This window comes from Bacillus sp. ISO11 (genome assembly GCF_003458115.1).
GTDB lineage: Bacteria > Bacillota > Bacilli > Bacillales > Bacillaceae_G > Bacillus_A > Bacillus_A cereus.
In genome coordinates, this window is sequence record NZ_QXCO01000008.1 from 179548 (window position 1) to 192223 (window position 12676).

Genomic DNA, 12676 nt, shown 5'->3' on the forward strand with positions numbered 1-12676 from the left:
TGAAGGAAAAGACGGAATTTTTCCGTTATCATTAATTGAGATGTAAGTATATTTTCACTTACAAATAGGGTGGTACCGCGATTCTTTCGCCCCTATCGGATTTTCCGATAGGGGCTTTTTCTATTTATCACAGAAACATATGTTAAATAATTCCGAATCTTATGATAAAATTTTATAAGCGCTTACAAAAAAATGAAAGGGGGGTGATACAAGCTATACGAAATCGATATTCAATTTTATTGAAAAAAAGGAGGATGTCTAAATGACAAAGAAAACAGAAATTCCATCGCATTTAAAACCATTTGTATCCACACAACATTATGATCAATACACACCGGTGAATCACGCTGTGTGGCGTTACATTATGAGACAAAATCATAGCTTCTTAAAAGACGTTGCTCATCCAGCCTATGTGAACGGACTACAATCATCTGGTATTAATATAGATGCAATTCCAAAAGTAGAAGAAATGAATGAGTGTTTGGCACCAAGCGGCTGGGGCGCTGTAACAATTGACGGACTTATTCCTGGCGTAGCATTCTTCGATTTTCAAGGACACGGATTACTACCGATTGCAACAGATATCCGGAAAGTAGAAAATATCGAGTACACACCAGCTCCAGATATCGTACATGAAGCCGCAGGACACGCACCGATTTTACTTGATCCTACATATGCAAAATATGTGAAACGTTTTGGGCAAATTGGTGCAAAAGCTTTCTCTACAAAAGAAGAACATGATGCATTTGAAGCTGTTCGTACATTAACGATAGTAAAAGAAAGCCCTACTTCTACTCCTGATGAAGTTAAGGCTGCTGAAAATGCTGTAATTGAAAAACAAAAGTTAGTTTCTGGTTTATCGGAAGCTGAACAAATTTCACGTCTTTTCTGGTGGACAGTAGAATATGGATTGATCGGAAATATAGATGATCCAAAGATATATGGTGCTGGTCTCCTTTCTTCTGTTGGCGAAAGCAAACATTGCTTAACAGACGCTGTAGAAAAGGTTCCATTTTCTATCGAAGCATGTACAGGGACAACTTATGACGTAACAAAAATGCAACCACAACTATTTGTTTGTGAATCCTTTGAAGAATTAACAGATGCGCTTGAAACATTTTCTAAAACAATGGCCTTTAAAACAGGTGGAAAAGAAGGTTTAGAAAAAGCAATTCGCTCTGAGAACTATGCAACAGCTGAGCTAAATAGTGGATTACAAATTACAGGTACATTTAGCGAGACAATTGAAAACGATGCAGGTGAATTAATTTACATGCGAACAAATTCGCCAACGGCATTAGCGCTTCATAATAAACAGTTAGCGAATCATTCTACTTCTGTACACAGTGACGGATTTGGAACACCGATTGGATTACTTACTGAAAATATTGCATTAGAAAATTGTACAGACGAACAACTACAATCATTAGGAATTAAAATTGGAACTATCGCTGAGTTTACTTTTGCAAGTGGTATTCATGTAAAAGGAACAGTAACAGATATTGTGAAAAATGATAAGAAAATTGCTCTTATTTCCTTTATCGATTGCACAGTTACTTATAACGCCCGCGTTTTATTTGATGCTTCATGGGGCGCATTTGATATGGCTGTTGGCTCACAAATCACTTCAGTATTCCCAGGTGCCGCAGATGCAGCAGCATTTTTCCCAATGGATGAAGAAGTTCAAGAAATTCCTGCTCCGCTTGTACTGAATGAACTCGAGCGTATGTATCAAACAGTTCGAGATATTCGAAGTGAGGGGATTTTACACGACGCGCATATCGATCAATTAGTAGCAATCCAAGAAGTATTAAATAAATTTTATGCGAAAGAATGGTTGCTGCGCCTTGAAGTATTAGAGTTACTTTTAGAGCATAACAAAGGGCATGAAACATCTGCAGCATTACTACATCAACTTTCTACTTTCACAACTGACGAAGCTGTAACACGCCTTATTAACAATGGTCTTGCGTTACTTCCAATAAAGGATGTGAAAAATGATGCTAAGATTAACTGAAGAAGAAGTTCACGAGGAATTATTGAAGGTAGATAAATGGATGGTAAAAGATGAGAAATGGATTGAACGAAAATATATGTTTTCCGACTACTTAAAAGGAGTCGAATTTGTCTCTGAAGCCGCCAAACTATCAGAAGAACATAATCACCATCCATTTATCCTTATCCAGTATAAAGCAGTTATTATTACTTTGTCATCTTGGAATGCAAAAGGTTTAACGAAACTAGATTTTGAGCTTGCAAAACAATTTGATGAACTATTTTTACAAAACGAAAATGCAATTATAAGAAAATAAAAAAGAGAAGCCTTTTTAGGCTTCTCCTTTTATTTGGAAATGGATACAATGTCCAAATGGATCCTCGACTTGTAATATTCCATCTTTGTACGTAGCAATCTTACCAATATTTTTTAAGCTTTCACATACTTGCTCTTTTTGTTTTTCATCCGCTAATACAATTGTGAAATATTTCAAACCAACAGAACCTGGCATTTGCGGTGGTACCCCTTCACCTTGCCATGTATTTAAACCGATATGGTGATGATAGCCACCTGCTGATACGAACAACGCTCCATTACGAGCTGGGATTGTTACTTCAAAACCAAGACCATCAACATAGAAACGTTTCGCTTCCTCTAAATCAGCTACATGGAAATGAATATGCCCCATCACAGTACCAGCTGGAAATCCACTCCATGTACTTCCTTGCTGCAATAATTCTTCACCAGCTAACGGGTTACTAACAAATGGGAGCTCTCCATTCTCATCACGCCAAACTTCTTTTTGTCGATCATGATAAATTTCAATCCCGTTTCCATCTGGATCAGCTAAATAAAGAGCTTCACTAAAGTAATGATCGGCCCCGCCATGTAGTGGATATACCATTTCTACAAGATGACGAAGAACATTCGCTAAATCCTGCCTACTTGGTAATAAAATTGCGTAATGATATAACCCTGTTCTTCCTCTTTGCTTCGGAAAAGCTTCTTTCTTTTCTTCAATGATAAGAAGTGGTTCATCATTTTCATTCCCAAATGTAACGACTGCTTTTTCTTCTTTTAGCACCTTCATACTTAGTACTTCCGTATAAAACTCTAGTGATTTCTTTACATTAGATACGTATAAATGAACAACATCCAGTGTTGTATCGGGATGAAGTTGAAAACTCATCTTGTTAGCCCCCCATTTAAATTAGTTCTTCTTTGACATTTTTTCTTTTAAGAAATTATCTACAAAACCATCAGCTTTTGCAACAAATAAGTATGCACCCATTGCTAATAATGCAAGTTCTAATTCGAAACCAGGATTTTTTCCATCTCCCAATAAACCAGCTGACCATTTCACTTTTACGATTGCTCCAACCATAACAAGTGCAAATAATAATCCAATATATCTTACACCTAAACCTAGAATTAATAATAGGCCTCCAACTAATTCAAATGTTGCTACACCGTATGCAAGTCCTCCTGGTAAACCAATGCTTGTAAACCACCCTGCAATATTGTCAATTCCTGATTGGAATTTTGTTAAACCGTGCATGAAGAATGTTACCCCTAACACGATACGAATAATTAAGTTACCAATATGTTGATTCATTTCTTTCTCTCCTTTATAGTTTTCTTATACAAAACTTTTATTCACATTACAAAACATACACTAATTTTTTTTATTCGTCAATTCATTTTCACTGGGAAAAAATATATTTTTTTTGCTATGATACAAATAGTTGTTTACAAAAAGGAGCTTGATTTTATGAATATTGGTTCTGCAATACGTGAAATTCGTCAACGTAGAGGCATAACAATCGCACAAATTTGTGAGGGAACAGGTCTTTCTAAAGGATTTATGAGTCAGGTTGAAAATAATAAAACATCACCATCTATCTCAACTTTAGAAACGATCTCCAATTTTTTAAACGTTCCCCTTCCCTATTTATTGTTAGAGCAAAAAGATCGATTAAAAATTGTCAAAAAAGAAGAACGGAAATACAGTGTATACGGCAAAGATGAGCAAAGAATTGAACATGTTGCGGAGCAAGGGGGCCTTCGCCTATCTTTAGTAGAAATCCCTACTGGATTCCCGAAAGAAAACTCACCAAATGCCCATGAAGGGGAAGAATGTCACCTTGTATTACGCGGAAAACTAGAAGTTCAGCACGGTGAAGATATTGCAATTGTAGAAGAAGGTGATTCTTTCTCATGGAATGCATGCGTTCCTCATATTGTTCGTAATATAGGAGAAGAAACTGCATTACTACTCATCTCTAGTTATGCGGAAAATCGAAAACGTGTTTACTAAATAATAAAAAAGAAGCCTGCTAAACAGGCTTCTTTTTTATCCCCTTATAATTCCATAACTTGTCCCCACTAGTACAGTCTTTTCGTGTTGATTGCGATAAACTGACTCGATTGAAACTTTTTTATAGCCTTCCATTTGCTCAACATTTGTTAAAGTTAATTCACAAGTGATTGTATCTCCTGTGAAAACTGGTCTAATAAACTCACTTACTAATTCTCTTGCTATGTAATGTAATTCTTCGCCTACTTTCGTTCCAATGCTAGCAGTCAATAAACCATGGACCATTAATCTTCCATTTTCATCATATTCCACATGGTGTCTACCTTTATCTCCGGTAATATTTGCAAATTCAAACACCTCTTCCTCAGTAAATCTTCTTTCATATTTAAATACATCCCCAACTTTTATACTCATTTTTATCCCCCTAATAATAAACAGAATTTTCTTTTATTTTATCATAAAATGTGCCTCAATCCATTCTCTATTATCAAATCCTCAAAATTACCTCGCTAAACTTTTACTTTTCATTCATTTATCGGTGACCATCTCTTTTCGCGACTTGATATCCATAATACGCACATGTTCCATTTCTCGATAGCTCTCTAACTTCAAATCCACAGCTTCTATAAAAATCAAAATTGTTCGCAGAAGTATGTGCAAACCAGTCACCATGTGGTAGCTTTTGCAAACAAAGAGCGACAAGTTTCTTACCTAATCCCTTCCCTCTATATTCACATTTCACAACTAAATTTACTATGTTCGCGACCATGATTCCATCAGAAATGACTCTAACCATGGCAATCATCTCTTCTTCATCCCAAATTGTGAATGCCCATGTTGAATTTTCAAATGCTATCGTGAATTTTTCAATTTGCCAAGAAGGGATATTATCATTGCTCCAACCGGCATCTTCGAATAAAGTCTTAATTGCATATGCAGGTACACCATTCGTCCCCTCACGAATAATAAGTCCATTATGATAAATGTACATGTAATCCCCCCTTTATTTTTATATACCATTCTTCAAAAAATGCAATTAACCTTTTTTCATCCAACGCGCCTAATGGAATAAACGAGAACATCCATCCCATGAAATGAAGTTGTTTTCTCATAACTAAGCCCCGTTTTTCTAGCAACAAAGATTGAGGCGGGGTGGTCCGGATTAATAAGAGAAATCAATTTATTCATTCGTAACGCTTGGAAGCCATAGTCTCGAAATGCTGCCGCTGCTTCTCTCGCATAGCCTTTTCCCCAATACTGAGGTAATAACCAATAACCAATTTCAATTTCCTCTTTTCCATCTATCTGCTGCTTTACTAATCCTGCATGACCAATCCGTATCCCCGTTTCCTTTTCAATTAATACAAATAAACCGAGGCCGTTTTTATAGCTAGGAATTACCCACTCTTCCAAACTTTTTTTACATTGCATATATGTTTTTAAATTCCCATTTCCAATATAGCGCATTACTTTTTCGTTTCCCCATAGTGAAGCGTAGAACTGTAAATCATCCATTGTATATTTACGAATTTGTAAACGGTCTGTATGAAACATTCCTTCACTCCTTTCTACTAATTTCTTCTTAATTTCACAATCATATTTTGTATGCACAATAAGTGTTACCATTTATTATAAATGAATCAACCACATAACACAGAATATTCAATCTTATAGAAACAAAAAAAGCAGTAGACAAATATTGTCCACTGCATCCATATCATAACTAGCATAAAGAAAACTACAATTGAGGGGGGTGTAGGATTTTCAAATATACTAGATACTTATCCCGTTCTAACGGGCGGTAAACTTTCCAATTGTTTCAAGTGAAAAGTTTACCGCACATAAGAACTTCCTTCGTTCATTAAGATAGTATTGCTAAATAATCATATACACGCTTAGATTTCTCTCCACCCATTCGTGCATGTTGAAGAAGAGAAATACCATGAGGACCAGATGCGCGCAATGCTTCTGGTTGAGCTACTAAAATAGCTTGTACAACTTCTAATTCACCAAGCATAGCTGCTGCAAAAATATCCATCCGAGCACCCTTTTCTAGTAAATAAAGAGCAATATCTTTACGACCTACATGTGCCGATGCGCCTAACGCACTTTCCCAATCTGATCCACCCCAATTATAAGAGGCGTGAAGTAAGCTTGGTGATTCAACCAATAGCTCTTGTACTTTCTCTAAATCCCCGTGAGCTGCCATAACAAATTCTCTTACTAATTCAATGGTAATACGCTCTTCTGTTTGCATCGCTCTTCTCCCCTTTTAGAAATTCGTTTCGGTGTAAAAAAAGGCTTGTCACTTCCCTGAAAAATATCTACATCTATGCCAAATACATGTTGAAACATTTCATGGCATAGTACTTCTTCTGGTATACCATCATACTGAACTTTTCCTCGCTTTAATACAAGTAAACGATCGCTATATTGAGCAGCTTGGTTAATGTCATGTAAAACCATTATAATTGTCATTCCAAACTCCTCATTTAATCGTTTCACAAGTTCCATTACTTCCAACTGGTGAACGATATCTAAAAAGGTTGTTGGTTCATCCAATAATAAGACATTTGTACGTTGCGCTAGCGTCATCGCAATCCAAGCACGTTGCCGTTCCCCTCCTGATAAAGAATGTAAAAGACGATATTCATACCCTTCAAGATTTGTAACAGACAATGCCCAATCAACAATTTCTTCATCTTCTTTATTTAAGTGGCTACTCCATGATTTATGTGGACCTCTTCCGAACTCAATTAGTTCTTTCACTGTTAAATCTAATTGATGATCATGCATTTGTGGTAACATTGCTAATTGCTTCGCTACATCAGCACTCTTCATCATATGAATATTTTTCCCATCTAAAATGATGTCCCCTTCGCTTTGTTTCAGTAGCCTTGCTATTAAACGAAGCAAAGTAGATTTTCCCGATCCATTCGGACCAATTAAACTAACGATTTCTCCAGCCTTAATATGTACATTCATATTTTGCATTTGAAATCTTTCAGAGTGTGCGTAAAACACTTTGTTAACGGAAATCACTTTGTTTTCCTCCTCTATGAATTAAATATAAGAAGAACGGACCACCTAAGAAGGACAGTAAAATACCAACAGGCAATTCGATTGGGTCAAACCAACTTCGAGCTATTGCATCCGCAAAAACAAGTAATACCCCGCCGCCAAGGCATGATAAAGGTAGCAAATATCTATAATCATTTCCAACTAATAAACGTAGCATATGTGGTACGACAAGACCGACAAATCCAATAAGACCAGACACACTTACTGCAATTCCAGCTAATAATGTACTTACTACGATTAAATAAAACCGACTTTTTTCCACGTTATGTCCTAATAACTTTGCCATTTCATCTCCAAGCATTAACACTCGAATATGCTTAATACCAAAGAAAGCTAATATAATGGCGAATATTGCATAATAAATAATCATATTTAAATGTACCCAACTTACACCACCAATACCACCCGCTAGCCACGGTAACACCGATTGTACTTTGTCACTATGTAATAACATTAATGCTGACGTTGCTGCACCAATTAATGCATTGATCGACACCCCTACTAAGACGATTTTTGAAGGTGGTGCCCCTTTTTGCCATGATAAAGCATAAATAACCATCGCTGTTATGAAAGATCCTAAAAACGCCCCTAGTGGTAAAAAAGCTAGATGCTGTGGGAATAAAATCATGATGACAATTGCTACAAGGCCTGCCCCAGATGAAACTCCGATAATACCAGGATCTGCAAGAGGGTTTCTCATAACTCCTTGTAGCAGTGTACCAGATGCAGCTAAACATGTTCCTACTATAAACCCAATGAGCACTCTCGGTATGCGAAGATCCCATACAATTCGATGAACTGTCGAACCTTCATCTTGTATACCCGTTAGAATATCTCGTACAGAAAAGGATAAACTTCCTGCGAAAAGACCGTAAAAGAGACCTAGGATTGTTAATACAACTAAAGTAACTGCTATTATCCATCTTTTTTTCGCAAAAGGATGTTCCTTTTCTCTTACTACTTCACTACTTTCCATAGTATCATTTCCTTACATCTTGTATACTTTTATACATAAAGTCCATTGCTTCTGTAACTTTTGTACCAGGATTAGATCCAAATAAATCAGGTGGCAAAATAACTACGCGGTTTTGTTTTACTGCCTCTAAATTTTTCCACGCTTCATTTTTCATCATTTCGCCTTCGAATGCTTTTTTCACACTTTTTGGATCTCCGTGTGTAATTAAATAAATCACATCTGGATTCGCCTCAATAATACGTTCTACACTTAGCTGTGCATATTGCGGATATTCTTTCGTTTCTGGAAAATCAGAAGCAATATTTTTTCCGCCTGTTTTTTCTAAAATATCACCTGATAAAGATGTTGGTAATGCCGCTAAATAAGTTCCTGGTGCGCCATACACTAGCAATGCTTTCGCATCGCTCTTTTTCTCATATTTCTTCATTTGATCATTCATTTTTTGATTAATTTCTTTTGCTTTATCTTCTTTCTTCATTACCGTTCCATATAATTCAATATTTTTTTGAATATCTTGTACAGAATTCGCAGAAGAAATGATAACTTGCGTTCCTTGTCCTTCAACCGTTGGCACATTCTTTTGGAATCCATTGTTAGCAACAAGTACATCGGGCTTTAAACTAGCAATTTGCTCAAAATTCGGTTGATGTGCATTCCCAATTACTTGTGCTTTCTTTAGCTCATCTGGAAGAGTTAATTTCGTATCCGGGCGACCTACTATTTTTCCACCTAAAGCATGAATAATATCCATGTCCCCCATACTTAATGTTGCAAAACTTTCTGGCACTTTATCGAATGTTACCTTTCTTCCTGATAGGTCGGTAATTTCGATTTTCTCTTTTCCTTTTTCTGTTTTGGTTGCAGACGCTTTTTCGTCCCCTTTGGCACTGCAACCTATTAACAAGAAAAAAATAGATAAAATCGCTGTAAATAGCGTAATAGATTTTTTCATTCCTTCACCTCTAATTGATAATGATAATCATTAACTACTATTCTACTTTAATTGATAAGGATTATCATTGTCAACACGAAACGCATATATTTTCCTACAAAAAAACAAAAAGCGCGACAAAAAGATTTTTTCTTTTCGCTGCGCTCTAGTTAACAATATTATTCACATTCATTTTCCTCTAGCTGGTCACGCATCACTTTCACACGCTGAAAGAAAAAGAACGATAAGCTTAAAAATATAACGATGCTCCCCATCATAACAAAAAATTGGATTGTCTCTTTTGCTCCACTCGGAATCAATAAGCCAACCATTAACAATGTACTTACAGCGAGAAGCATTTGTCCAAACCGAGTATAATCTTCTATTTTTCCTTTTAATTCTTTCATTATATTCTCACTCCTCCATTTCACTGTATCATATTCTATGAAACTGAAAGACCAGTAAATACAGCCATTCTGGGAGATGTTTTCCAATAAAAAAAGAGCCGCTTTTACTGCGGCTCTTTTTTTATCATTATTCACCTTTATATGCTTCCATATAAATTTCTTTCAGCTCTGAAATAAGCGGTAACTTTGGATTAGCAGTTGTACATTGATCTTCAAAAGCTCTTTCTGCTAATACTCCAACAACCTCTTCAAATTGCTCTTTATCGACTCCTTGTCCCGCAATACTCATATTAATATTTAAGCTTTTTCCAAGCTCAATAATTGCTTGGACGAGTGATTCCACCCCTTCTGCTGCCGAACTTGCTGGAAGCCCGAGCATTCTCGCTATATGTGCATATCTTTCATCTGCCACAAAGTGCTCATATTTTGGGAACAATGCGTGTTTTCTTGGCTTAATAGCATTATAGCGGACTACGTGCGGCATTAGAATGGCATTTGCGCGTCCGTGCGGAATATGGAATTCTGGTCCAATCTTATGTGCTAAGCTGTGATTAATACCGAGGAAAGCATTTGCAAATGCCATCCCTGCAATTGCAGAAGCGTTATGCATTTTTTCTCTTGCTTCTTCATCATTTCCATCTTTATATGCTCTCGGTAAATATTTGAATACGAGATCAATAGCTTTTAATGCTAATCCATCTGTATAGTCATTTGCCATAACAGACACATACGCCTCAATTGCATGTGTTAAAACATCCATACCAGTATCTGCTGTTACATGTGGTGGTACTGTCATTACAAATTGTGGATCAACAATTGCTACATCTGGTGTTAATTCATAATCTGCGAGCGGATACTTTATATTATTTTTCTTATCTGTAATAACCGCAAATGGTGTCACTTCTGATCCCGTTCCTGATGTCGTTGGAATCGCAACAAACTGCGCCTTATTTCCTAATTCCGGATATTTACATGTACGTTTTCTTATATCTAAAAATTTCTGTTTAATACCATAGAATGTCGTTTCTGGATACTCATAGAATAACCACATTCCTTTTGCTGCATCCATAGCTGAACCACCACCAAGTGCGATAATTACATCTGGCTTAAAACTTTTCATCATTTCCGCACCTTTGAAAACAGTTTCATCTGATGGATCTGGTTCGACCTCAAAGAAAACTTCAACTTTCACATCATTTGCATGCTTGTTTAAATAGTGCGCGACTGTATCGACATAGCCATGTTCAACCATTCCGGGGTCCGTTACAATAAATGCACGTGAAATGTTAGGCATATTTGCTAAATAAGCTGTAGCATGTTTTTCAAAATAAATTTTTGGTGGCAGTTTGAACCACTGCATATTCTTTTTTCTATTTGCCAGCCTTTTTATATTTAATAAATGAGTCGCTGTTACATTTTGGGAAACTGAATTCTTTCCGTATGAACCACAACCAAGTGTAAGTGATGGAATAAATCCATTATATATATCCCCTATTCCACCTTGTGATGAAGGTGCATTTACAATGAGACGGCAAGCTTTCATACGTAACCCAAATTGCTTTTGCACATCTTTATTTGTAGAATGGATAACTGCTGAATGTCCTAAACCACCGAGGTTCAACATTTCTTCGCAATATGTAAATCCTTCTTCTAATGAATTTGCCTTCACACAAGCTAATACTGGACTCAGTTTCTCACGGGATAACGGATATGCTGCTCCGATACCTTGAATTTCAGCTACAAGCATTTTTGTATGTCCAGGAACAGTGATCCCAACTAAATCGGCAATATACTGTGCTGATTTCCCTACAATATCACTATTTACTGCACATGTATTTTCATTTATAACGAGCTTTTCTAATTTTTTTCTTTCTTCTTCTGTTACAAAGTAACAACTGTTTTCAATCATTTCTGTTTTAACATCATCATAAATTTCTTTATCGACAATGATTGCTTGTTCCGATGCACAAATCATACCGTTATCAAATGTTTTTGATAAAATCAAATCATTAACAGCTCGTTTTACATGTGCTGATTTTTCTATATAACACGGTACATTACCAGGACCAACGCCTAACGCTGGTTTTCCAGTAGAGTAAGCTGACTTCACCATACCAGCGCCTCCAGTTGCTAGAACGAGTGCTACACCATCATGGTTCATCAATTGTTTCGTCGCTTCAACAGACGGTCTTTCAATCCATTGAATACAGTGTTTTGGTGCACCAGCTTTCATCGCTGCATCATATACGGTTTTCGCTGCTGCCACAGAACATTTTTGTGCGGAAGGATGAAATGCGAAAATAATTGGATTTCTTGTTTTTATCGCAATTAACGCTTTAAACATTGTTGTCGACGTTGGATTCGTTACTGGTGTTACTCCAGCTACTACACCGACAGGTTCCGCGATTTCTATTATTTCTTCATGAGGATCTTCGTGAATAATCCCTACCGTTTTATCTTGCTTTATACTATGCCAAATATATTCAGTGGCAAAAATATTTTTAATGCATTTGTCTTCATATACACCACGGCCAGTTTCTTCAACTGCCAATTTTGCTAGCGGCATATGTTGATCAACACCTGCTAATGCCATTTCATGAACAATGTTGTCAATTTCCTCTTGTGTAAAACTTTCTAATGCTTGTAAAGCTTGTTGACCATTATTTACTAGCGTATCAATCATCTTTTTTACTTCCTGCATTTCATTTACAACTTTCTCTTTGACTACCATGTGAATTTCCTCCTATTCTACTATTACGGTCCTTATATGTCCCTGTAGGTCAAAATAAGTCCCAATTAACACAAAAAAATAGAGATGCTTTCCTACATGAATTTCATTGTTTGTGAAAAGTTTCACAAGCTTGTTCGTGAGTAACGTTTCCTGAATTCAATATACATGAAATCATTTCGTTTGTGTATGTCTGTTTTGTGAAATGTTTTACAAAAAGACGTAATAAAAAAACGCACT

Annotated in this window: 14 protein-coding genes and 1 other annotated feature (1 of these 15 cut by a window edge); of the genes, 3 read left to right on the top strand and 11 right to left on the bottom strand. The window is 36.4% G+C overall.

Annotated features, from left to right (window positions below; translation table 11 throughout):
• Positions 1 to 97: a binding site (T-box leader), on the top strand (it extends 131 nt beyond the left edge of the window).
• A 165-nt stretch (positions 98 to 262) separates the two neighbouring features.
• Both D1166_RS11390 and D1166_RS11395 read left to right on the top strand, forming a co-directional pair.
• Positions 263 to 2017, top strand: coding sequence for an aromatic amino acid hydroxylase (locus tag D1166_RS11390; RefSeq protein WP_000163184.1), 1755 nt, complete (start codon positions 263 to 265; stop codon positions 2015 to 2017).
• A complete protein-coding gene (locus D1166_RS11395) occupies positions 1998 to 2312 on the top strand; it encodes a 4a-hydroxytetrahydrobiopterin dehydratase (RefSeq protein ID WP_000979538.1) in 315 nt (104 codons plus the stop codon). Before D1166_RS11390 ends, D1166_RS11395 begins: the two co-directional genes overlap by 20 nt.
• Positions 2313 to 2327: 15 nt before the next feature.
• Here the strand turns inward: D1166_RS11395 and D1166_RS11400 are convergent, their stop codons facing one another.
• A complete protein-coding gene (locus D1166_RS11400) occupies positions 2328 to 3185 on the bottom strand; it encodes a VOC family protein (RefSeq protein WP_000009844.1) in 858 nt (285 codons plus the stop codon).
• Between the two features lie 21 nt (positions 3186 to 3206).
• The gene (locus D1166_RS11405) at positions 3207 to 3611 is read right to left on the bottom strand and encodes a DoxX family protein (protein WP_001071553.1); all 405 of its coding nucleotides are present in this window, start codon (positions 3609 to 3611) and stop codon (positions 3207 to 3209) included.
• Between the two features lie 156 nt (positions 3612 to 3767).
• Between D1166_RS11405 and D1166_RS11410 the strand changes: the two genes are divergently transcribed.
• Positions 3768 to 4313: a helix-turn-helix domain-containing protein gene (locus D1166_RS11410; RefSeq protein ID WP_001020693.1), complete on the top strand. Its 546-nt coding sequence runs from the start codon at positions 3768 to 3770 to the stop codon at positions 4311 to 4313.
• A 36-nt stretch (positions 4314 to 4349) separates the two neighbouring features.
• Here the strand turns inward: D1166_RS11410 and D1166_RS11415 are convergent, their stop codons facing one another.
• The 9 genes from D1166_RS11415 to adhE form a co-directional block, all read right to left on the bottom strand.
• Complete coding sequence (locus D1166_RS11415; RefSeq protein WP_000025015.1) at positions 4350 to 4727, bottom strand: hotdog family protein; 378 nt, start codon at positions 4725 to 4727, stop codon at positions 4350 to 4352.
• A 118-nt stretch (positions 4728 to 4845) separates the two neighbouring features.
• Complete coding sequence (locus tag D1166_RS11420; protein WP_000276114.1) at positions 4846 to 5304, bottom strand: GNAT family N-acetyltransferase; 459 nt, start codon at positions 5302 to 5304, stop codon at positions 4846 to 4848.
• A 56-nt stretch (positions 5305 to 5360) separates the two neighbouring features.
• Positions 5361 to 5939: a GNAT family N-acetyltransferase gene (locus D1166_RS11425; protein WP_000258037.1), complete on the bottom strand. Its 579-nt coding sequence runs from the start codon at positions 5937 to 5939 to the stop codon at positions 5361 to 5363.
• Positions 5940 to 6174: 235 nt separating this feature from the next.
• Positions 6175 to 6570, bottom strand: a complete 396-nt coding sequence (locus D1166_RS11430; RefSeq protein ID WP_001192763.1) for an ankyrin repeat domain-containing protein — start codon at positions 6568 to 6570, stop codon at positions 6175 to 6177.
• Complete coding sequence (locus D1166_RS11435; RefSeq protein WP_097861436.1) at positions 6537 to 7355, bottom strand: ABC transporter ATP-binding protein; 819 nt, start codon at positions 7353 to 7355, stop codon at positions 6537 to 6539. Before D1166_RS11435 ends, D1166_RS11430 begins: the two co-directional genes overlap by 34 nt.
• Complete coding sequence (locus tag D1166_RS11440; RefSeq protein ID WP_097861435.1) at positions 7342 to 8370, bottom strand: FecCD family ABC transporter permease; 1029 nt, start codon at positions 8368 to 8370, stop codon at positions 7342 to 7344. The genes D1166_RS11435 and D1166_RS11440 overlap by 14 nt, the downstream gene beginning before the upstream one ends.
• Positions 8371 to 8374: 4 nt before the next feature.
• Positions 8375 to 9322, bottom strand: a complete 948-nt coding sequence (locus D1166_RS11445) for an ABC transporter substrate-binding protein (RefSeq protein WP_000748453.1) — start codon at positions 9320 to 9322, stop codon at positions 8375 to 8377.
• A gap of 158 nt (positions 9323 to 9480) precedes the next feature.
• The gene (locus tag D1166_RS11455; protein WP_000661265.1) at positions 9481 to 9708 is read right to left on the bottom strand and encodes a YrhC family protein; all 228 of its coding nucleotides are present in this window, start codon (positions 9706 to 9708) and stop codon (positions 9481 to 9483) included.
• Positions 9709 to 9835: 127 nt separating this feature from the next.
• Positions 9836 to 12439: a bifunctional acetaldehyde-CoA/alcohol dehydrogenase gene (gene adhE, locus D1166_RS11460; RefSeq protein ID WP_097861434.1), complete on the bottom strand. Its 2604-nt coding sequence runs from the start codon at positions 12437 to 12439 to the stop codon at positions 9836 to 9838.
• Positions 12440 to 12676 lie beyond the last annotated feature (237 nt).

What these genes read in the sequence shown, in the direction of transcription:
- D1166_RS11390 (WP_000163184.1), top strand. Translation starts at nt 263, where the DNA reads ATGACAAAGAAAACAGAAATTCCATCGCATTTAAAACCATTTGTATCC.
- D1166_RS11395 (WP_000979538.1), top strand. Translation starts at nt 1,998, where the DNA reads ATGATGCTAAGATTAACTGAAGAAGAAGTTCACGAGGAATTATTGAAG.
- D1166_RS11400 (WP_000009844.1), bottom strand. Translation starts at nt 3,185, where the DNA reads ATGAGTTTTCAACTTCATCCCGATACAACACTGGATGTTGTTCATTTA.
- D1166_RS11405 (WP_001071553.1), bottom strand. Translation starts at nt 3,611, where the DNA reads ATGAATCAACATATTGGTAACTTAATTATTCGTATCGTGTTAGGGGTA.
- D1166_RS11410 (WP_001020693.1), top strand. Translation starts at nt 3,768, where the DNA reads ATGAATATTGGTTCTGCAATACGTGAAATTCGTCAACGTAGAGGCATA.
- D1166_RS11415 (WP_000025015.1), bottom strand. Translation starts at nt 4,727, where the DNA reads ATGAGTATAAAAGTTGGGGATGTATTTAAATATGAAAGAAGATTTACT.
- D1166_RS11420 (WP_000276114.1), bottom strand. Translation starts at nt 5,304, where the DNA reads ATGTACATTTATCATAATGGACTTATTATTCGTGAGGGGACGAATGGT.
- D1166_RS11425 (WP_000258037.1), bottom strand. Translation starts at nt 5,939, where the DNA reads ATGGTAACACTTATTGTGCATACAAAATATGATTGTGAAATTAAGAAG.
- D1166_RS11430 (WP_001192763.1), bottom strand. Translation starts at nt 6,570, where the DNA reads ATGCAAACAGAAGAGCGTATTACCATTGAATTAGTAAGAGAATTTGTT.
- D1166_RS11440 (WP_097861435.1), bottom strand. Translation starts at nt 8,370, where the DNA reads ATGGAAAGTAGTGAAGTAGTAAGAGAAAAGGAACATCCTTTTGCGAAA.
- D1166_RS11445 (WP_000748453.1), bottom strand. Translation starts at nt 9,322, where the DNA reads ATGAAAAAATCTATTACGCTATTTACAGCGATTTTATCTATTTTTTTC.
- D1166_RS11455 (WP_000661265.1), bottom strand. Translation starts at nt 9,708, where the DNA reads ATGAAAGAATTAAAAGGAAAAATAGAAGATTATACTCGGTTTGGACAA.
- adhE (WP_097861434.1), bottom strand. Translation starts at nt 12,439, where the DNA reads ATGGTAGTCAAAGAGAAAGTTGTAAATGAAATGCAGGAAGTAAAAAAG.